The organism is Prauserella sp. PE36 (assembly GCF_003311655.1).
Lineage (GTDB): Bacteria > Actinomycetota > Actinomycetes > Mycobacteriales > Pseudonocardiaceae > Prauserella_A > Prauserella_A endophytica.
In genome coordinates this window covers 16,767-36,792 of sequence record NZ_QEQT01000073.1, presented here as the reverse complement: position 1 = coordinate 36,792, position 20,026 = coordinate 16,767, and the positions used below count along the sequence as shown (strand labels likewise).

15 protein-coding genes are annotated in these 20,026 nt (G+C 69.4%); 6 read left to right on the top strand and 9 right to left on the bottom strand.

Features of this window, described 5'->3' with window-relative positions:
- Window positions 1-116 precede the first annotated feature (116 nt).
- The 4 genes from DI005_RS20150 (at window position 117) to DI005_RS20145 (ending at window position 4,817) form a co-directional block, all read left to right on the top strand.
- A complete protein-coding gene (locus DI005_RS20150) occupies window positions 117-2,144 on the top strand; it encodes an NACHT domain-containing NTPase (RefSeq protein WP_158559844.1) in 2,028 nt (675 codons plus the stop codon).
- Between the two features lie 47 nt (window positions 2,145-2,191).
- Window positions 2,192-2,563, top strand: coding sequence for a hypothetical protein (locus tag DI005_RS37965; protein WP_147263877.1), 372 nt, complete (start codon window positions 2,192-2,194; stop codon window positions 2,561-2,563).
- A 62-nt stretch (window positions 2,564-2,625) separates the two neighbouring features.
- Window positions 2,626-2,757 (top strand): hypothetical protein, encoded by a 132-nt coding sequence (locus DI005_RS39475; RefSeq protein ID WP_255565729.1) that lies wholly within the window; start codon window positions 2,626-2,628, stop codon window positions 2,755-2,757.
- 20 nt (window positions 2,758-2,777) lie between these two features.
- Entirely contained in the window at window positions 2,778-4,817 is a 2,040-nt protein-coding gene (locus DI005_RS20145; protein ID WP_113643117.1) for a toprim domain-containing protein, read from the top strand.
- Between the two features lie 5 nt (window positions 4,818-4,822).
- On the opposite strand, the gene DI005_RS20140 is transcribed toward DI005_RS20145, so the two are convergent.
- The 7 genes from DI005_RS20140 to DI005_RS20110 form a co-directional block, all read right to left on the bottom strand.
- A complete protein-coding gene (locus DI005_RS20140) occupies window positions 4,823-5,440 on the bottom strand; it encodes a hypothetical protein (RefSeq protein ID WP_113643116.1) in 618 nt (205 codons plus the stop codon).
- 103 nt (window positions 5,441-5,543) lie between these two features.
- Window positions 5,544-5,831: a hypothetical protein gene (locus DI005_RS20135; RefSeq protein ID WP_113643115.1), complete on the bottom strand. Its 288-nt coding sequence runs from the start codon at window positions 5,829-5,831 to the stop codon at window positions 5,544-5,546.
- A 34-nt stretch (window positions 5,832-5,865) separates the two neighbouring features.
- The gene (locus DI005_RS20130; RefSeq protein WP_113643114.1) at window positions 5,866-6,378 is read right to left on the bottom strand and encodes a hypothetical protein; all 513 of its coding nucleotides are present in this window, start codon (window positions 6,376-6,378) and stop codon (window positions 5,866-5,868) included.
- 61 nt (window positions 6,379-6,439) lie between these two features.
- Window positions 6,440-6,646 (bottom strand): hypothetical protein, encoded by a 207-nt coding sequence (locus DI005_RS20125; protein ID WP_113643113.1) that lies wholly within the window; start codon window positions 6,644-6,646, stop codon window positions 6,440-6,442.
- Between the two features lie 158 nt (window positions 6,647-6,804).
- A complete protein-coding gene (locus DI005_RS20120) occupies window positions 6,805-7,551 on the bottom strand; it encodes a hypothetical protein (protein ID WP_113643112.1) in 747 nt (248 codons plus the stop codon).
- A gap of 63 nt (window positions 7,552-7,614) precedes the next feature.
- Window positions 7,615-10,041, bottom strand: coding sequence for a DNA cytosine methyltransferase (locus DI005_RS20115; RefSeq protein ID WP_199543020.1), 2,427 nt, complete (start codon window positions 10,039-10,041; stop codon window positions 7,615-7,617).
- 115 nt (window positions 10,042-10,156) lie between these two features.
- Window positions 10,157-10,591 (bottom strand): hypothetical protein, encoded by a 435-nt coding sequence (locus tag DI005_RS20110; RefSeq protein WP_113643111.1) that lies wholly within the window; start codon window positions 10,589-10,591, stop codon window positions 10,157-10,159.
- Window positions 10,592-11,097: 506 nt separating this feature from the next.
- Here DI005_RS20110 and DI005_RS20105 point away from each other — a divergent pair.
- Window positions 11,098-11,493, top strand: coding sequence for a hypothetical protein (locus DI005_RS20105; protein WP_113643110.1), 396 nt, complete (start codon window positions 11,098-11,100; stop codon window positions 11,491-11,493).
- Window positions 11,460-17,192, top strand: coding sequence for a methyltransferase domain-containing protein (locus DI005_RS20100; RefSeq protein ID WP_199543019.1), 5,733 nt, complete (start codon window positions 11,460-11,462; stop codon window positions 17,190-17,192). The genes DI005_RS20105 and DI005_RS20100 overlap by 34 nt, the downstream gene beginning before the upstream one ends.
- Before the next feature lie 156 nt (window positions 17,193-17,348).
- On the opposite strand, the gene DI005_RS20095 is transcribed toward DI005_RS20100, so the two are convergent.
- Complete coding sequence (locus tag DI005_RS20095) at window positions 17,349-18,206, bottom strand: ParB/RepB/Spo0J family partition protein (protein WP_113643109.1); 858 nt, start codon at window positions 18,204-18,206, stop codon at window positions 17,349-17,351.
- Window positions 18,206-18,922: a ParA family protein gene (locus DI005_RS20090; protein WP_113643108.1), complete on the bottom strand. Its 717-nt coding sequence runs from the start codon at window positions 18,920-18,922 to the stop codon at window positions 18,206-18,208. Before DI005_RS20090 ends, DI005_RS20095 begins: the two co-directional genes overlap by 1 nt.
- Window positions 18,923-20,026 lie beyond the last annotated feature (1,104 nt).

The following is a 20,026-nucleotide window of genomic DNA, read 5'->3' as shown; positions in this document are numbered from 1 at the left end:
GGCATCGGGAACGGTTACGCCGCCCGGTGGTGCGATGGGTCGCTGTGCTTGCGGTGCTGACTGGCGTGACGTGGTGGTTGTTGACACGGGGTACCCGGGGCGCCGAGGTCGCCAACGTGATCGCGCTTCCGGTGGCGGTAATCGCGCTGATCGTCACCGTGTCTGGCTGGGCGCCGTCGCGGGCTAGGCCGTCCGAGGAGAAGGTGCGTGAGGCCGTCGGCAGGCTCCGGCGGCAGGTCGCCGAGTCAGAGGCTCGAGCGATGCAGCTGCTCCTCGGCGATGCCGGTGACGCGACACCGGCGAATGTCGAGTTCACTAGCCCAGCGCCATCGTTCGTTCAGTGGCGTCCCGACAGTGGTCCGGACGAGGGCAGCCTGGTCTCCGTTGCCCACTTCTATCGGAGCCTGCGGCACGGTCGACTCGTCGTTCTTGGCGAGGCCGGTGCCGGAAAAACGGTACTGGTGTCCCGCCTGATCCTCGGTCTGATCCGCGAGGACGCCGACCACCGGCAGCGCGACAAGCCGACGCCGGTGCCCGTACGGCTCAGCCTGGCCGGTTTCCGCCACGACGCAGAGGCCAGTCCCGAAGCCGTTCGGACCTACTTGGAAGCATGGCTCGGTGAGCACCTGAGCAGCACGTTCGCGCTCTCTCCTGCCATCGCGGCGGCGCTGGTGCAGGGCGGCTGGATCCTGCCGGTCCTCGACGGACTCGACGAGATGGGCTCCGCTGCCGATGGTCTCCGGGAACGCGCGGTGCTCGACGCGCTGAACCTCCCGGTGGGTGCAGGCCTTCGTCCGGTGGTCGTGACCTGCCGGACGCACCATTACGAGGCGCTGGTGAGCACTGCCGACGACAGACGTGGGCGATTCCCGGTTCTTCAGGACGCGACCGCCGTGATCGTGCAGCCGTTGCGGACAGAACAGGTCGCCGCATGGCTCCAGCACCGATTCCCGGACCGCACTGCAGGGACTGTCCAAGCTCGGTGGCTGCCGGTGATCACGGCGATGCGCCATCAGCCCGACGGTCCGGTCGCCGCTGCTCTCACCAACCCGCTACGTCTTTATCTGGCGGTGACGGTCTACCGCAGCTCCTCGACGAACCCAGGTGAGCTGTGCGAGCTCACGCAGGCCGAACTCGATGCGCACCTCCTCGCCCACATCGTCCCAGCGGTGACCTCGACCCACGCGCGCCCCGACGGTAGCCACTACCGGCCAGGCGATGTGACTCGGTGGCTTCGCACCTTCGCCCGTCACCTCGACCGCATGAATCGCGCGGGGCGGTCCGGCACTGACGTGCACCTTTACGATCTCTGGCGAACCTCTGGACGCATCGTCGACGTACTCACAGCCGCGGTCACGGCCACTGCGGTCTCATTGCTGTTCTTCGCGGTGTCCTTTCCGTATCCGCCCCGGGGAAACCTTTACGCGGGCCTAGTCGTGACCGGCGTGGTCTTCTTCCTCTTCGAACTGTTCAGGGACAAGGACCGGGACGTGCGGCGCTTCGAGCTACGGGCACTCCTGAGGAACGGACGCAAGGCCATCCGGCGGCGAGTGCGTCGCTTGTGGCCGATATTCCCCGCCGCGTTCACCGCCGCTGCCCTTGCCGTCCTCATCGAGGGCCGTCCGTTGCTAGCCGCGTTGTTCGCAGCGGTCGCAGCGACGTTGTGGCTCATGGCCATTGTCGTGGCGATTTCCGCGATCAGCGACGGGGTGCGCGCCCAACCTGGCGCGCAGGTTGCGCGACCCAGTGACGTCATCCGTCAGGCGATCACCTACGACCTCGTCGCCGTCGTGGGACTCGCTCTGATCCCACCACTCGCCATGCTCGCGGTAGCCGCGGTCGCCGAGGAACCGCCCTCTCACTCGCGAGTGGTCTACGCGGTGGCTTGCCTCGCTCTCATCGTGGGCATCGCCCTGCGTGGCGGCGAGGCAGGCCTGCGGTATGTCCTCGCCGTGCGCTACAACGCGGCGAAAGGACGGTTGCCTCGTCGCACCTCCGCCTTCGTCGACTGGGCCTACGCCGCTGGGCTGCTGCGGCTGTCGGGTACGGCGTTGCAGTTCCGGCACCTCGAATTGCAGCGCTGGCTCGCCACCACGCCGTCGCAGGTACCCGTCCAGACGCCACCACATCCGATCGACAGTTAACAAACTCTGTCTACACTTGTTTACCGCTTCGGGTTACGCTCGGGCGTATGACGCAGGACAAGAGGGCGGCGGCGCGGGCGGCGCGGGAGTTGCTGCTCAACGCCCGGTTGCCGGTGATCGACGAGTTATCTGCAGCTCTGCGCAGGGTTGAGCGTCACGCCGAACGTGAGGCAGAGGCGCGTGCGGCCACGATCGCGGCCGAGGAACAGGCGCGCGAGGTCTATGCCTCCGCGTTGCGCGCAGGCTGGTCGAGCGAGGAGCTTCGTAAACTGCGGCTGATGCCGCCGCCGAAGCGGGCGAAGCGGTCGGGCGCGACGTCGCGCCGTGCGCATCGCAGCGACAGTGCGCCGCCGCCGAATGCGGGCCCCGCACCGAGCGGGCCCTCAGCGGGCGCGCCGCAGCTCGGCGGGCCGGCGTGATGAGCGGGCCGCTGGATCCGTGGGTTGCGCTGGAGTCGCTCCAATCGCAAGTGGATGACCTGATGCGCGCGTTCGAGGCACAGGAGAAGGCGTGGCAGCAGGAGGTCGCTGGTCTGCGCGATGAGGTGGAGCAGCTGCGGCAGCGGGTGCGTGAGCTTCGCGGTAAGGCGCGGCCGGGTAACGCGGGCGCCTGAGGGGGAGCTGGGGGTTTGCGATGGCCGCACAGTCGCGTCGGGCGCGGCAGCAGCGGGCGCAGCGCAGGCGGGAACGGCTGGTGGATCTGCACGCCCGGGTGGCGGCGCAGGAACGGCAACTGACCACGCCGCAAGGCTGGCGGGAGTGGCTGGAGGTCGCGGCGCGGTTCCCGCGCGGGGAGCATTCGCTGAACAACCTGCTGCTGATCTGGCAGCAGCGGCCGGAGTCGACCGCACTGGCCGGATACGACGCGTGGCAGGCGCAGGGGCGGCAGGTGCGGCGCGGTGAGCACGGCGTGCGGCTGATCGCCGACGACGACAGACGCGGCGAGCAGCCGGTGAACCTGTTCGACGTCGCGCAGACCGAACCCGCCGAGGGCGTCGACGGCGCGGCCGCGGTAAGCCTGGCTCCGCCGACCCTGGGGGTGTCGGCGGAGTCGGCGCGCGAGCACGTCCGCCAGGTCCTCGCCCAAGTCACCGGCGCTGGCGATGGTGCCGTGCGCGAGGTCGAGGTGCAGGCGGCGGCATTTCTGGTGCTGCGCGCTCACGGGCACGCTGTCGAGGCGCCGTCGACCGCGCCGACGTCGACGGCGGCGCGCGGGTGCGCCGAGCGTGCGCTCACCGTGGCGCGGGCGGTCCTCGGCAGGAGTGTGGACGGTGGCGATGTCGAGCGGTCGAGGGCCTTGCTGGAGCGGGTGCAGCGCGGTGCCCGCCAGACGGCCGGGCTGGCCGAGCGGGCGCAGCTGCGGGCCGCGCGCGGGGCGCCGGGGCCCGGCCGGGTGGGGCGGGATCTCGCCACGGTCGGCGAGCAGGACCTGTTTGCCACGCCCGCACGGTTGCAGCGGCTGGCCGAGGTCAACGCGGCCGCTGCCGCGTTCTACCGCGAGCAGTTGGCCGGGGCGCCGCAGGTGCGCGCGCAGCTGCGGCAGCGGGTCGGCGACGGGTCGGCGTTGCCGGGCGGGTTCGTGCTCGGCTACGCCCCGCCGGACTGGACTCCGCTGCTGGATCACCTGCGGGCGCAGGGTTTCGCCGACCGCGATCTGCTCGATGCCGGGGTGGTGCAGGAGAGCCGCAACGGGCGGCTGCTCGACCGGTTCCGCGACCGGGTGCTGGTCGGCTTGCACGATGAGCACGGGCGGCTGGCCGGGTTCATCGGACGAGCGGTGCCGCTGGATGCCGCCCCAGGCGAGCACATTCCGAAGTACCTCAACACCAGCGCCACCGAGCTGTTCGACAAGGGGCGGGCGCTGATCGGGCTGCACGAGCAGCGCGGCGCGCTCGAGGCGGGCGCGGTGCCGGTGCTGGTGGAAGGCCCGTTCGATGTACTCGCCACAGCGGCCGCGCCCGGCGCGCACGGGCGGGTCGTACCGATCGCGACCTCAGGCACGGCGGTCTCGGCCGAGCAGGTCGCGGCCATCCTCCAGGCGGCGAGCTCGCCGCGGTTCGTGCTCGCCCACGACGCCGACGACGGCGGCCGCGCCGCCACGGTGCGCACGGCGGAGATGCTGCTGACGACCACCGACCGCGAGGTGCGGGCGGCGCGGCTGCCGGACGGGCACGATCCGGCGTCGTGGGCGCGCGCCCAGCCCGAGCGGGTGCTGCTGCCCTACCTCGACGACCGGTTCTCGCGGCCTGCGGTGCAGGTGGTGATCGACGCGCGGATCGCCTCGTTCGGTGAACGACTGCAGTGGGTGGACGGCCGGGTGGATGCGATGCGGCACGCCGTGCGGGTCCTGGACGGGCAGCCGCGTGAGGTCGCGGCCGCCGAGGCGCTGCGCATCGCGCAGCGGCTGCAGCTGGATCCGGTCACCGTCGCCGAGGAACTCGGTGAGGTGCCCAAAAGTGGCCGCGCGGCCCAACGCGCGATCCAGCAGCGGCTCGACGCCCTGACCGGGCGGGCCCGGCCCGGTCAGGGCTCGGCAGGGCGGCCGCATCCGGCACGGCTGGCGAGCATGGCGTTCCCGGACCGGGTACCCGCGCCGCGCCCGCACGCGGAACGCCCGTCGACGCGGGCGCCCGGTCCGGGTGCGGGACGCGACGGGCAGGACCGTGGCCGGTGAGCCGGTCAGTCGGCCGAGACCGGCCCGTCGGCGGTGAGGTAGTGCTCGCAGTGGGTGCAGAACACGCCGCCGCGCGCGGCCTCGCTGGGCGCGGCCCGCAGGGTGCGGCACTGGCACCAGATCTTGACGTAGCCACGCGGCGGCGGGGTGTCCTGTGCGGGCGCGGGGTAGGTCTGGAGCGCGGCTTCCAGGTCCCGCACTGGGGTGGCGTAGCGCTGCGCGGTGGCCGGCGGCAGCGTCAACCGCGCCCACCCGCGTCGGCCTCCACCGCGCTTGGTCGGGTCATCCTCGGCCACGGCTAGGCCGAGGCTCTCGGCGTGACGCCGGAAGATCTGATTGTGGAAATGCCCCCGGTTACTGGTGTCCTGCTCGCCCAGCCGCTCGGCGGTCAGGTGCGCGGCCTCGTGCAGCAGCGCGACCAGGGTCGCCTCGGCGCCCTCCCGCAGCGGGTTCTCGCGGTGGCGGGCGGTCAACGACCCCAGCAGAAAACCCCCGGTGCGGGCCTTGGGACCGGCCACCACCGGCGAGGCTTCGGGCAGGTCCGGGTGCTGGACCCGGATCGCCGCCCACAGCTCGCGCAGGGCCTCGCCCAGGCGCGCGTCGGCGGCCTTCTCCTCGCTCACGGGTGGTCATCCCTTCCTGCGCTGTCAGGTGTCAGTGTCGTGCACGACGCTCAGCGGACACGGTGGGCCTTGATCGTCGGTGGTGGTGCTGCGGTGACTGGGCTCAAGTGGCGCTGGGAGCGGTCGTGGCGGAGATGTGCTGCCCGGCCGGTTCTGTGGCCCAAGTGGTGATCTGTGCGCCGGTCGGCTGCATCCAGAACGTGCTGCGGTGCGGGCACATGTAGCTGGCCGGTTCGTAGGGCCCGGCGTTGCTCGGGCGGTCCGTGGACACCGCGACGTCGATGCCGAGGGCGGTCATGCGGTCCTTGATGTAGTGGGCGCAGTCGTCGTGCTCGGCGGGCGTCGCGGGTGCCGGGCCTACCCGGCGGACGCGAGTCTGCTGCTGCCTCATGTTGGGCTCTCCAGGTGGTCGCGTGTTGGACTGGTCAGCGGTGCGCGCGGGTCAGCGCGGCGTGGGTGAGATGGGTGTCGGTGACGCGGCGCAGGCCAAGATGTCCCGTGCCGGGGATCGGCGTGGTGAACTCGACGGGGTTGGCCATGACCAGGTGCCACACGCCGGGCTCGCCCCAGGGGGCGCAGCATGTTCCGTCACCGCGGTGCGCGTCGATGAGATCGGCGGCGCCCACGTAGTGGCCGGGGTGGCATTGCTCCCGCGTCAGGCGATGGCCAGTCAGGCGCCGCACGACGTCGTCGCCGCGCGGATCCCATTTGCGCAGGCTGGACAGGATCAGCACACGCCCGCGCCACGTGCCTGCAAGGTTGGTGGTGCGGTTCTCCACCGGCTTCCACCTCGTCAGTGCTGTGGACCAGGGCGGAATGACGGTCAGCGACCGGACGAGGTCATGCGAGCGTTTGACCTCGTCCGCGTCGACACCGCTGGCCGGGTCAAGCCGTGCCGGGGTGAACGCGTCGAGCGTGGGCTCATGTTCGTCACTCATGGACTTCTCCTCGAGGCGTGTCAGAGGAAAAGGGCGGGCGGCGCCGGGCCGCCCGCCGGGGTCAGTGGGCCTGGGCGATGATTGCGTCGGCGACGGCGGCGTCGGTGGCCTCGTCCATGAACGGCTCGTTGAGGAGGACGGCGCCGGTGACGCTCTGAGCCTCTTCGCCGAAGTCGCCCGCGTTGGCCTGGCTGATGAACTCTCGGTCGTCGCCGATCCGCCTGCGGTGCTCGGCGAGGGTCTGGGAGAGAGAGCGAACGTCAGACATGTGCTTCCTTTCTCGCTTGGTTCCTGACGACTGGTCCGGTGGTTGATCGGTGAGAGGTGAGGCCATCGGGACCGGTCGGTGTTGTCCCTTCAGTTTACCCGTATTAAGACTGTGGTTGCAACGTATTTCCGCTGTTAAATGCTGATCCGTTCGAGTGGTTAGGTGAGATAGAGCTGGTAGTCGGCGCGGGTGGCGACGGCGTCGAGGCCCCAGGGCAGGTGGGTGTCGCGGTAGCGGTCGAAGCAGGTGCCGTCGATGGAGTCGACGCAGTCGAGGCCGAGCAGGTAGCGGATGCGGCGGCGGGAGGAGACGCGGCCGCAGTGGATCCACAGGCCGCGTCGTTTGCCCTCCCGGCAGATCTCGGCCATCTCGGTGGAGAGCTTGTAGTTGGTGGATCCGGCCATGAACAGGCAGCGCAGGTTCGGCCAGTTCCAGGGGATGCCGGTGTCTCCGGCGCCGTCCTGCACGCACAGCGCGAGCGGTAGGTGCGACATCAGTGGCGCCCAGTCGGCGAAGCGGCGGGCTGTGGCGGCCGCATCGAAGGGCACATCGGGCACGGTGACGAATAGCAGGTTCGGATGCCATGGGGCCAGCGGTGGCGTGGGTGGCAGGCCGATCGCGGTGCCGTCCAGGCCGAGTGGGGCCAGGGCGGCGATGCGCTCGCGGTGGCTGAATACACGCCCGTACAGGGCGGTTTCGACGTGACCGATCATCCGCGTGAACGTCGGGAGGTTCCAGTCGCTGAAGGCGTCGTTGTCCAGGCCAACGCAGAACCCGGCCTCCAGGGTGTCGCGCAGGCGGCTGACGTGGCGGGGGCGGGCCAGCCGGCCGAGGTGCTCGCCGTGGGCGTAGGTATCGCGGCAACGCAGCAGCGTGGGCAGGCCACCGCCGTTGAGCAGCAACATCGCGGTTCTCCTTCGCGCGGGCTCCGGGTGGGCCGCGGCGGGGCGGCCCACCCGGAGCGGGGATCAGGCGGCCCGGGTGACGGGGGTGTCGCCGGTGATGGCCTCGACCACGCAGGCCATGAGGTCGCGCGAGACGGGTGGGGTGACGGCGTTGCCGCACATGCGTACCTTGTTGCGGTTGCTGGTGCCGAGTAGCACGAACCCGTACTCGAATCCCATGCCGCCCTTGACTTCCTGGACGTCGAGCATCCGGAATAGGCAGTCCTCCACGTTGAGGTCGGTCTGCAGCACCGCGTCGCCCGCGACGGTGGTCTGGGTGGGCAGCGGTTTGGTCAGCTCGCGGTAGTAGGCCGCGTCGTAGGCGAAGAGCACCTCCGGGTTCCACATCAGGCTCTGGTGCCCGGCGGTGGTGATGGTGCGGGCGGGCTCGTCGAGCAGGGTGGCCATCTCGCTGCCGTCACCCCGGCTGCCGTTGTTGCGGAGGAGCAGACCGTGGTGGTTGCCGCTGGCGGCGAAGGTGTCCAGCGGCTCGCGGCCGGACTTGGGGCGGTTGTTGGCGCGCAGCGGGACGAGTACGACGGCCTCGGACTCGCGGGTGGTGCGGGTGCGCATCGGCGCCGACAGCGCGGTGGCGCTCTCGTTCCAGGTGCCGCCCGTCGGGACCAGCAGCCCGGTCTCGTGGCGACCGGTCTGGGCGCGCATCGGGTGGGCGGCCAGGCGGCCGTACTTGCCTTCGCGGCCCTCCATCGGCATCAGCAGCGGCGGGCAGGCCAGCGCCTTGGATTGGGTGGTGTGCAGGGTCTTGAGCGGCTCGTCGGCGGGCCAGGCGCGGGCGCCGGGGCGGCGTTCGAAGGTGTTGCCCGCCGCTTCGACGGTGACCGGGCGGCCGAACCGGCGCAGGCTCGCCGCGATCCGCTGGTAGGTCTTGGGCTTCAGTGGCGGCAGGCCGTGGCGTGCGCGATCGCCGATGCGGATGCCGGGATTGGTCCAGTCGATGATGGACAGTGCGGGCAGTGTGTAGGGGTGCACGATGCCGTGGCGGCAGGTGATGCGCGGGCAGCGGAAGACGTACTGGGCGCCGTAGGCGCCGTGCGGCTTGGCCGGGTCCTTCGGGGCGCGCAGGGCGGTGACCACCTCGCCGCAGTCGGGGCACCAGGCCTGCGGCCGGGTCCAGCGCTCGAAATCGGGCTCGGGGTAGCGCTCCTGCCAGAACACCACGTAGACGCGGTCACGCAGCTGCGGGGCGGGGGCGCCGAGCTGGTGGGCGAAGGCGGAGTTGAGGGTGAGCACCTTGTGCCGGTAGCCGAGGTTGCGCATCCGGGCGATCCACTGCGGGAAGTACCACCACTTCAGCAGCGGCGGGGTGTTCTCCACGATCACCGCCCGATAGCGGTGGTACTCGGCGAAACGCGGGACGTCCTTCATCAGCGCCCGCGAGCGCTCCTTGGCCTCGATGTCCTCGGGCTCGTCGTTGAGGTCGGACAGGTCGGTGAGGTCGAACAGGCCGGGCTCGGTGGCGCGGGTGTCGAAGTCGACCTTGCGGCCGGCGGCCTGGGACCAGAACGTGCACGCCGGGGAGGCCCACAGGATGTCGGTGCTCGGGTAGCGGCGCGGATCGATCTCGGCGATGTCCTGCCGGTCGTGGTCGACGTGCGGGAAGTTGTAGTTGTGGGTCTGGATCGCCAGGTCCCAGTGGTTGCAGGCCATCCGCACGGTGACGCCCTCGACCGACTCCATGCCGCTGCTGCTGCCGCCCGCCCCGCAGAACAGATCGGTGACCGTGAGGCAGAATGAGTCACCTCCGTTCCGCTTGGTTCGGTGCCCGCCCGAGGTGGTTGATCTGTGAGAGGTGAGGCCGCCTCGGGCGGTGTGATCGCGCTGCGGGCGGGCACTGCGCAGGATCACCAGCGCCTCGTCCAGCCGCGTGCGGGCCTCCCGCAGCTCGTCCTCCAGGCCCTGCCGGACCACCTCGTCGGCCTCGTCGAGTCCGCCGCCGACGGTGAGGCTGTGCCGCCACAACGCCTCGACGTCCTCCCGGCGGGCGTGCAGATCTGCCGCCGCACTGAGCGTCGCCAGCTGCGACCGGCCGTAGGAGCCCAGGACCCGGGCGGCGTCGTGGCTGGTGAGCGCGGCCAGCAGCCGGGTGCTGGCCTCGATCTCGATCAGCCGGGCCAGCAGGGTACGCAGCTCGGGCAGGTCCTGCGCCTGCGGTGAGGCCGCCTCTCCCCTGTCCTCCTCCGCAGCCAGCTCCAGCGCCAGCGCGTGGATGTGATCGGCCAGCTTCGAGGTGATACTCCAGCGGACCTGCAGGTAGAGCTCACTGAGGTCACGCGCCGAGCGCAGGCTCGACGCGGCCTTGCGCGCTTCGGCCAGCGGCGAGTGGACGGTGGCCAGACGCTTGACGTCCTCGCCGCCGAGCAGGACCTTGACGCGCCGCTGTATCGCGGTGCACTCGCGCGACACCGTGGGCGCAGACGTGGGTGCAGACATGGATCGGTCTCCGTTTCCGCTTGGTTCGGTGGACCCGGGCCGGAGTGGCTGATCAGGGTGAGAGGTGAGGCCAACCCCGGCCCGGGGAAGGAAGGTCAGGAGCTGAGCGCCGGGCTCAGGCGGTCAGGGCTTCGCCCAGCAGCTGGTACAGCTCCCGCGCGCCGGGAAGCGGGAGATTCCTCGCGGCGAGGCGGGCCTGTTCGCAGGCCCGCTTGTCGTCGCACTCGCACGCCTCGTTGGTGGTGCCGTCGGCGGAGAACAGCAGGTCCGCGTTCGTGGCGGAGATGTTGTCGAGGACCCAGCGGCCCGCGTGGACCTTGAGCGGCACGTACACGGCTTCCTCGATGTGGTGCTCATCGCCGAGCAGTTCGGAGGGCACGTTCTGCTCCAGCGCCTGGCGGGTGTCGGTCACCGCCAGGGCGACGCTGATCCAGTGCTGCCGCGCGGCCGGGGCCAAGTCGGCCCAGCCCAGCCCGTAGGCGCGGCCCTCGCCGGAGGCCGCGAACGCGGCCTGACCGAGGGCGTTGCGGGTGTGGTCGGTGTAGTCCACTGGTTCTCCTTCGGTGCTTGGTTCGTGCTGGTCCCGGCCCGGGTGGCTGATCAAGGTGAGAGGTGAGGCCTCCCGGGGCGGGTGAACCGGCTAGCGGGTCCGTGCCGGGTGTACCGGCGGGGTTGTCGCTGCCCTGTTCATGCCTCAATACTACAGTATTGAGACTGTCCTTGCAACGTGTTTTGCCTGGTAAAGCTGCGTTTCCTGGCGGCTTCTCGGGATCAGGCCGCTCCCCTCCGAGCCTGGCGGGGTCTGGGGCGGCCAGCCCCAGGCCGGGGTTGGGGCCCCGGCGACAACCCTGGCCTGGGTTTACATCACATGGCAGTCGGTGCTGCTGTGGGAATGAGGTAACTGCAGTTCAACGACATGTCGTGAACCCCTGGCGTCAACACGTGTTAACGGTTAGCGTCAACTGTCTGGGGGTGATCGAGGTATGGCGCGCCGAAGGCGGGACCGTCCGGCCGAGGACCAGCTGTCGTTGGAGGATCTGTGGTCGGAGGTGAGCAATGAACCGTTACGGGGAGCTGGCTCAGCGGCACTGGCAGACGTTCCTGCCCCGGCGCTACAGCCAGATCGAGGACCCGCAGGCGTTCTTCACGACGCTGGGCGCGGAGGTCGAGCAGGAGATCGACCAGATGACCGAGGACCTGCTGGCCCACCAGGACCCCAGTCCCGAGCGGGACTACCTGGCGGAGATCGGGCGGCGGAACGCGGCGCGCTCGCAAGCACGGGAGAAGGTGCTGGCCGAGCGGGTGCTGCTCCCGGCCGAGCCGGGGTCACCGCAGGACGAGGAACCGCCGGAGGAGCCGAGCGCGGGCGGCACCCGCAGCACGCCCTGGATCCCGGTGGCCGAGGATCCGGCCGACCCGTGGTGGCAGGAACAGGACCAGACCAACCCGTAGCCGGGCCGCCGACGACCGCGGCCGCCGACGCGCCCGCCCCGGCGGCCGCGAGCACAGTGGATGCGCTGGTTCCCCGGGTGCTGCAGGGCGAGCTGGACCTGGTCCAGGCTGCGCGCACCGTGCTGGGGGCCGAGCGGGCCGACCGTGACCGCCGTGCGGTCAACGAGCTCGTCGGTGAGCTGTCCCGGGCAGTGGCGCACCGGCGGGATCAGCTGCTCGGCGACGCGCGCCCAGCCTGGGAACAGCACGTGCGGCGCCTGGAACGCGCGGGCCGCTCACCACTGGAGGCTCGCGCCGAGGCGCTGCGCACCGTGCTCGACCCGACCACCCATGCTCCTGCGGAGCCCGCTCCCTCACGCTCAACCCCCGCGCCGGACCTCCCCGCGGCCCCGCCCGCCCCGCGAACAGAGCGCACCGAGCCGCCCCACACGCCCGAGCCCGGCCCCGGGCAGGCACGCGAGGACGACCGCACGGCAGCCTCGGCCGCACCGAGCGTGTCCATGGATGCGCCCCGGGCCCCGGCGGAGGTCGAACAAGCCGTCACGGGTCCGGACAGGGCATTGGCGGAGCCAGCGTCGTGGCGGCCGGCGGATACCACGCCCGTGGTGCCGTCGGGTGTGGTGTCGCGGGTGCGGGCCAACCTGGAAGCGCTGCGCACGCTGCGGCAGATCGAGGCCGAGCAGCGGTCCGCGACCGCGGCCGAGCAGGGCGTGCTGGCTCGCTGGAGCGGCTGGGGCGCGGCCGCGCAGGTCTTCGACCCCCGCCAGGACAGCCTCGCCTGGGCGCGGGCCGAGCTGAGCGAGCTGCTCTCACCGCGTGAGTACGCCGCCGCCGAACGCAATGTGCTCAACGCCCACTACACCGACCCGGCACTGGTGCGCGAGATCTGGGGCGCGCTCGGCGCGCTGGGTTTCACCGAGGGCCGGGTGCTCGAGCCGGGCTGCGGATCCGGCAACTTCATCGGCCACGCCCCACCGGGCGCGCACCTGGTCGGCGTGGAGCTCGACCCCGTCAGCGCGGGCATCGCCCGCCACCTCTACCCCAGCGCGCAGGTGCTCACCGAGTCCTTCGCCGACACCCGCGCCGAGGACGGCAGCTTCGACGCGGTGATCGGCAACGTGCCCTTCGGCGACGTGACCCTCACCGACCGGCGCCACAACTCCTCCGGGCACTCCATCCACAACCACTTTCTGGTCAAGAGCCTGCACTTGACCAAGCCGGGCGGAATCGTCATCGCGCTGACCTCCCGCTACACCCTGGACGCGGTCAACCCCGCCGCCCGCCGCGAGATGGCGCAGCTGGCCGACCTTGTCGGTGCCGTGCGGCTGCCCTCGGGCGCCCACCAGCGGGCCGCCGGAACCCAGGCAGTCACCGATCTGCTGATCCTGCGCCGCCGCGAGGACGACCGCGCCCCGCACCCGACCGGATGGGAACGGTCCCGCCCGATGCAGCTGGGCGCCGAGGCGATCACCGTCGCGGTCAACGAGTACTTCCACGCCCACCCGGAGATGGTGCTCGGCACCCTCGACGCGGGCGGCGGGCGCGGCATGTACCGGGCCGACGACCTGTATGTCGCCCCCGGCGAGCGGCCGCTGGCCGAGGCGCTCGGCCAGGCACTGCGGCAGGTCGCGGAGCACGCCACCGAGCACAAGCTCGACCACGCCCCGGTCACCGCGGCCGGCGCCGAGGCCGCCCCGGCGGCGCTGGTGTCGGCCCACGACGAACGTCCCGAGGGTCTGATCATCGCCCACCCCGACGGCACGTTCACCACCATCATCGCCGGCCGCGAGCAACCGCACCCGGTGCCCGCCACCCAAGCCGACGAGCTGCGCGCCCTGCTCGGGCTGCGTGACACCGTGGTCGGCCTGCTCAACGCCGAAGCCGCCAGCCTCAACGACACCGACACCCTCGACCAGCTGCGCGCCGAACTCAACACCCGCTACGACGCCTACGCCGCCCGCTACGGGCCGATCAACCGGTTCTCGCTGCGCCGTACCGGGCGCACCGACCCGATCACCGGCGAGGACCGGCTCGCGCGGATGCGGCCCAAACAGGGCGGATTCCGCGACGACCCCTACGCGGCCGCGGTGCTCGCGCTGGAGAACTTCGACCCCCAGTCACAAACCGCCACCAAGGCTGACATCTTCACCCGCCGCGTGGTCGCGCCCCGCGCGCCACGCCTGGGCGCCGACACCCCCGCCGACGCGCTGGCCATCTGCCTCGACACCCACGCCCAGGTCCGCCTCCCCGACATCGCCCGGCTGCTCGGCGTCTCCGAGGACGACGCCCGCACCGCACTAGGCACGCTGGTGTTCGACGATCCCGGCACCGGACGACTGCTGCCCGCCGCCGAATACCTCTCCGGCGACGTGCGCACCAAGCTCGAAACCGCACGCACCGCAGCCGCGGAGGACCCGCGCTTCGCGCCCAACGTCGAGGCCCTGCGGGAGGTCGTGCCGCGCGATCTGGCGCCAGAGGAGATCTCCGCCAAGCTGGGCGCGGTCTGGATCGGCGAGGCCGACGTGCAGCAGTTCCTGCGCGAAACACTGCAGGACGACACCCTGCGCGTGCAGCACGCTGGCGCCACGAACTGGCTGGTCGAGGGCAGGCAATTCACCGTCAACGCCACCCAGACGTGGGGTACCGAACGCGTCTCAGCGCCCGAGATCGCCCAAGCGCTGCTGCAACAGCGCGTGATCACCGTCTTCGACAAAGTCGACGTGCCCGGCGGTGGCGAGCGGCGGGTCCTCAACATGGAAGCCACCGTGCTCGCCCAGGAGAAGGCCACCGAGCTGAACGAGCGCTTCGCCGAGTGGCTCTGGCAAGACCCCGACCGCGCCGAGCGGCTCACCACCCTCTACAACAAGCAGTTCAACTCGGTGGTGTCCCGCTCCTACGACGACGCCGAGCTGTCCCTGCCCGGTCTGGCGCTGACCTTCGAGCCCCGCTCCCACCAGGTCGCCGCGGTCGCCCGAATGATCCACGAGCCCGCCGTCGGTCTCTACCACGAAGTCGGCGCAGGCAAGACCGCCGAGATGGCCATGGGCTGCATGGAACTGCGCCGCCTCGGCCTGGTCCGCAAACCCTGCGTGGTCGTGCCCAACCACATGCTGGAGCAGTTCTCCCGCGAGTGGGCGCAGCTGTATCCGCAAGCCAAACTGCTCGCCGCCTCCACCGACGACCTCGCCGGGCCCAAACGACGCCAGTTCGTGGCCCGCTGCGCCACCGGCGACTACGACGCGGTGATCATGACCCGGGGCGCGTTCGAGCGAATCCCCATGTCCACCGAAGCCGAACGGGACTACCTCGACCGCGAGGTCGAAGCCATGCGCGCCCAGCTCGAGCGCGTCCAGGCCCGCTCCGAGTCCCCCCTCGGCGTCAAACGCATGCAGGCCGCGCTGCAGCGCACCGAGGAGCGGTTAAAGGACAAGCTGTCCAAGCCACGCGACCCCGGCCTGACCTTCGAGGCCACCGGCATCGACTACCTCGTCGTCGACGAGGCCCACGGCTACAAGAACCTGCGCACTCCCTCCAACATCCCCGGTGCCGCGATCGACGGCAGCCAACGCGCCTCCGACCTGGACATGAAGCTGCACTACCTGCGGGAACGCCACGGCGAGCGGGTCGGCACCTTCGCCACCGCAACCCCGATCGCCAACAGCATCACCGAGGCCTACGTGATGCAGCGCTACCTGCGTCCCGACCTGCTCGACGCCGCCGGAATCGAAGACTTCGACTCCTGGGCCGCCACCTTCGGTGAAAGCGTCACCGGCATCGAGCTCTCCCCCGACGGCTCGTCATTCCGGATGCAAACCCGCTTCGCGAAATTCCGCAACGTCCCCGAGCTACTGCGCATGTGGCACGTCTCCGCCGACATCAAGACCGCCGCCGACCTCAACCTCGCCACCCCCGAACTCGCACCCCGCGCCAGCGACGGCAAACGCGAACCCGAAACCATCTCAGTACCCGCCTCCCCCGAACTCACCGACTACATCACCGACCTGGCCGACCGCGCCGACCGCGTCCGCGCCAGACTCGTCGAACCCCACGTCGACAACATGCTCAAGATCTCCAGCGACGGCCGCGCGGCCGCCCTAGACCTGCGGCTGGTCGACTACGACGGCGAGATCGACAACACCAAGATCCACTACGTTGCCGAACGGGTCGCCGCGATCCACGCCGCCCACCGCGACGACGTCTACCACCACCCGCACACCGGCCACCCGGAACCACGATCCGGATCACTGCAGCTGGTGTTCTGTGACCTCGGCACCCCCAAGCAGGACGGCACCTGGAGCGTCTACGACGCACTACGCGACGAACTCGCCCAACGCGGCGTCCCCCGCGAGGCAATCCGGTTCATCCACGAGGCCCGCAACGACCAGCAGAAAGGCGAACTGTTCGCCGCCTGCCGCACTGGAGAGGTCGCCGTGCTCATCGGCTCCACTGAACGCATGGGCGTCGGCACCAACGTGCAACGCCGCGCGATCGCCCTGCACCACATGGACTGCCCCTGGAGACCCGCCGACCTCGCCCAACGCGACGGCCGGATCATCCGCCAAGGCAACGCCAACAGCGAGGTCCAGATCCTCCGCTACGTCACCGAAGGCAGCTTCGACGGCTACTCGTGGCAGACCGTCGCCCGCAAGGCCGAATTCATCGGCCAGGTCATGCGCGGCCGGCTCGACGTCCGCGAGATCGAGGACATCGGCGACAGCGCACTCAGCTACAACGAGGTCAAAGCACTCGCCACCGGCAACCCGCTCCTGCTCGACCACGCCCAGGCCAAAGCCGAGCTCACCAAGCTCGAACGCCTTGCCCGCGCCCACGACCGCACCCAGGAACGACTCCCCCGCATCATCACTGCCGCCAAAGCCTCGCTCGTCCAACTCGGCGAACAACAACAACGCATCGAGCGCGCCCTCCAGGCCCGCACCCCCACCCGGGGCGACGCCTTCGCTATGACCATCCAGGGCCGCCGCTTCACCGAGCGCACCAAGGCCAAGCTCGAGCTCGTCACCCACCTCGAGAAGTTCCGATCTACCGCGGAGGAACTCCGATTCGGACAGGAAACCAGCTGGGAGAAGTTCGCCCAGCTCGGCGGACTCGACCTCACCGCCACCGCCTATCCCGCGCTCGGCAAGAGGGAACCCGAAGTCACCATCCACATTGACGGCATCACCGACACCGGAGTAACCCTCCGCAAGGAAGACTGGCTCGGCGATGGCACAGGTCTCATCACACGACTGGAGAACCGTCTCGGCGAACTCGAGAAGCGCCAGAACCAGAACGCCACAGCGATCGCCGACGCACACGCCGAGATCACGAGCAGCACCGCAGAGCTGGACAAGCCCTTCCCCCGCACAACCGAACTCGCCGAAGCTCGTGCCAAGCTCGCCCACATCGAGGCCCAGATGGCCGCCCAAGCCGAGGAAGACACCCGTGTCGATGCTGACACCGACGGTCGGGAGCAGGGGGCAGAACCCATGAAGGACTGCGCTGACGAGCCCGCTCCCGATTCAATTACGATGCGCCCTCCTGACCCACGACCGGCGAATCATCCGGCGCGACTGGCTTCCGTCAGCGCAGGGTCAGCCATCAGTCCAACTAGTCTCGACCGACTTTCCACGAACAACAGGTCCGTCGGTGTACCTGCTAACACGGCACGCTCGCGACCTCAGAGTTCAATGGAGCGTTGAACGTCGCCCACGGCTCCGTCCGCCGAGGTGGTAACGGCGTTACCACCTCGGCCTTCAACCAGCCGACACGACAACGCCCCGACGACCGCTACCGATCGTCGGGGCGCCCACGGACCATCGGGTGGTAACGGCGTTACCACCTCGGCGCTCAATCCCCTAGTCAGCCACCACCACTGCCTGCCGAGCTTCAGTGAGGAGCCTGATCAGCTCCTCCAATTCTTCCGAGCTGAACTGCTCAGCGATCGACTTCGCAGCTGCTGCAGGAGTACTCGCCCGAATGCTCCGGACACGCGAGGTGGTAACGGCGTTACCACCTAAAGGTCGGTATGGCTTCCCCGCAGCCACGATCTTCCGCTGCTCTTCCTCCGGTAGGTCCCCGAACTGCCGTGCCAACTCGATCTTGAGCTCGCCGGCTTCGAAGGCGTCCCGGAGTTCAGTAACCAGGTTGCGGAGCGCAAGGCGCTGCAGCACGTACACGTGAGACTTGCCGATCCGACGCGCGAGTTCACGCGCCGAAATTGACGCCTCGAGGAGTGCCTCGTGCAAGGCTTCGGCTTCCAGTAAGGGCGGCAAGGCCCGACGCTGCACGTTCTCGATGAGCATCACTTCGTACATAGATGCGACTTCGTCATCGTTCACGATGACGGGCACCGTGGCGAGCGACGCCTTCCTTGCCGCCTGCAAACGACGGTTGCCGATCAGAGCTACCCACTCCGCCCCGCCCAGCACACCCTTTTGACCTGGGAAGCGGTCGAGGAATGCGGAGCTCGAGCAGACCACCAGCGGCTGAATCAGCCGCTTACCGCGAATGGTCTCGGCCAACGCCTCGATCTCATCGTCCTCCCCGGGAGGCCGCTTATTGAGCGGGTTAAGCGCAACCGTCTCGATCGGAACCTCTGGGCCTGATCCGATGGTGCTGGCATCCACTGCAGCGGCACGCGGGGTAGGCGTCTCTTCGACTTCATCGAGGAAGTCATCATCCGCCAGTTCAGCGAGGTTGATGCGTTGTCCCATCAGTCCTCACCAGCCTCGGTGGTAACGCCGTTACCACCCGCGTGCTTCGGTCCTTCGCCGTTGCTGCCCAGGATCTCCAGCGCCAGCCGGAAGAAGTCCTGCCGCGCTTCCAGCGCCACCCTGTTCTTCGGGTACTCCACGACTGTCGTGCCCTCCGCTGGAGCCCGCGTGTGCAGCTTGTAGTGCCGCACAACGGTATTGAACAAAGGGAAGCCCTTGCGCTGAACGAACTCCTGCGTCTGGCGGAGATCGCTCTCGCCGTCTCGAGGGTCCCAGTTGTTGATCAACACCCGAAACGGTACGCCGGCTGGTCCAATGACCTTCTGGATCGTTCGCGCTGCCGGAGTAAAGGCGAGCACCTCGGGTTCGATCGGAACGATCACGTCGTCCGCCTGTTGAAGCACGGCCTTGAGGATCTCCTCCTTGTCGAGACTTCCCGGCGTATCCACAAAGATGTGTGAGTACTTCCGGATCCGCCGCAACTTCGACAGGATCTCGGGGTTATCGCTGCACTGCTCGAAGTCGAACGGGAGCTTGTCGCCCACACGCTTGGCCCATTCGAGCATCGATGCTTGGGGGTCCGTTGAGACGCCCAGCACCGAGGTTTCATCGGGGGTTCCGCCCATCGTGTCGGCAACGACCGCGGCAACGCTCACAGTCACTGTCGTCTTGCCGACGCCACCCTTCTGGTTGGCGACGACATGGACTCGCGCCATGTAAAGACCTCCGTATGCTTCCCGGCCCGCGAACGGGCCAGTACTTCGGATGGGATTCGTGAACAGGATGTCAGTTGCCAGCCGGGGGAGTGGGCAATGGGTGCCGCGAGTCGCACAGCCGACATCGTCGGACGTGACACCAGGCTGGACACGACCTGAACTGCAGAGGCGAATGTCCACGGTCGACGCTGGACGTCCAGCGTCGACCGACGGCAGGCTGATCCATGCGTGGACAATTCTGTCCAGTCACACCGCCACAGACATACAGCGTCTAGTACTCCGGCGAATGAGCCCTTCGTCCGATCTGACTCGCCCACTGTTCAAGTTCGTCGTTTCCCCAGTTCAGATCGGGTGGACATCGCCAGCTGTGTCCAACTTCTGCCACTCACTGGTGTCCATCTGTGCATCAAGCGACGATCAAATGGACACCACGCCAGGTGGGTGCATCTGAACTTCCACCGCACGTGCCCAACAAATCTGACGAGTGCAACACGAGCGTCCACAGCGATCCGGCGAGCCAGCTAGGTGCCGGTGGACAGGCATTGGGCCAAGTGGCACGGCCGAACAACTGCTCGCCAAACCGGCCTAGGTGGTCGTCGATCAACGGCAGATGGCAGCCGCAGGGAGCTACCCAACTGTGCAACTTTCGCTGGCCACAACACACGGACGCTTCGCGGCTCCCGACGAAGAGACGTCAAGGTGTCCCAGCACAGCGGAGGCCGGCGTTGTGACCGGACATATCTGTCCCAGGGTTGTTCCTTCAGCCATGCTCGGCAAAGTTGCAGGCCGCGTCTCTGCCAAACACGACCATAGGCCACCAACCACTAGCAACCCGCGGCGCAACCACGCGCAACTCAGCAGGCCTTCTGCCCTGGTCAGAGCGGTTGCACGTCGTGGTTGCATCCGTTCGCGTCACCCGCGGCGCAGCCGCCCCTCTCAGAAGTCGGCTCCCTCCCGCGCGTATACGCGCGCGTCGCGCGTATACACGCGCGCGTGCGCGCGCGTCGCGGCGCTTAGGCCCGTGGGACGCCTGCTGGCGCGCTCACGCGGGTCGCTGGTTGCAGTTGCACCCGTGGGGAGCGCGGGCGGGTCGCCGCGAACCGG

Excerpts from the sequence above, each read along its gene's own strand:
- DI005_RS37965 (WP_147263877.1), top strand. The coding sequence starts at position 2,192 with ATGACGCAGGACAAGAGGGCGGCGGCGCGGGCGGCGCGGGAGTTGCTG.
- DI005_RS39475 (WP_255565729.1), top strand. The coding sequence starts at position 2,626 with ATGCGCGCGTTCGAGGCACAGGAGAAGGCGTGGCAGCAGGAGGTCGCT.
- DI005_RS20145 (WP_113643117.1), top strand. The coding sequence starts at position 2,778 with ATGGCCGCACAGTCGCGTCGGGCGCGGCAGCAGCGGGCGCAGCGCAGG.
- DI005_RS20135 (WP_113643115.1), bottom strand. The coding sequence starts at position 5,831 with ATGAGGCAGCAGCAGACTCGCGTCCGCCGGGTAGGCCCGGCACCCGCG.
- DI005_RS20130 (WP_113643114.1), bottom strand. The coding sequence starts at position 6,378 with ATGAGTGACGAACATGAGCCCACGCTCGACGCGTTCACCCCGGCACGG.
- DI005_RS20125 (WP_113643113.1), bottom strand. The coding sequence starts at position 6,646 with ATGTCTGACGTTCGCTCTCTCTCCCAGACCCTCGCCGAGCACCGCAGG.
- DI005_RS20120 (WP_113643112.1), bottom strand. The coding sequence starts at position 7,551 with ATGTTGCTGCTCAACGGCGGTGGCCTGCCCACGCTGCTGCGTTGCCGC.
- DI005_RS20115 (WP_199543020.1), bottom strand. The coding sequence starts at position 10,041 with ATGTCTGCACCCACGTCTGCGCCCACGGTGTCGCGCGAGTGCACCGCG.
- DI005_RS20105 (WP_113643110.1), top strand. The coding sequence starts at position 11,098 with ATGAACCGTTACGGGGAGCTGGCTCAGCGGCACTGGCAGACGTTCCTG.
- DI005_RS20095 (WP_113643109.1), bottom strand. The coding sequence starts at position 18,206 with ATGGGACAACGCATCAACCTCGCTGAACTGGCGGATGATGACTTCCTC.
- DI005_RS20090 (WP_113643108.1), bottom strand. The coding sequence starts at position 18,922 with ATGGCGCGAGTCCATGTCGTCGCCAACCAGAAGGGTGGCGTCGGCAAG.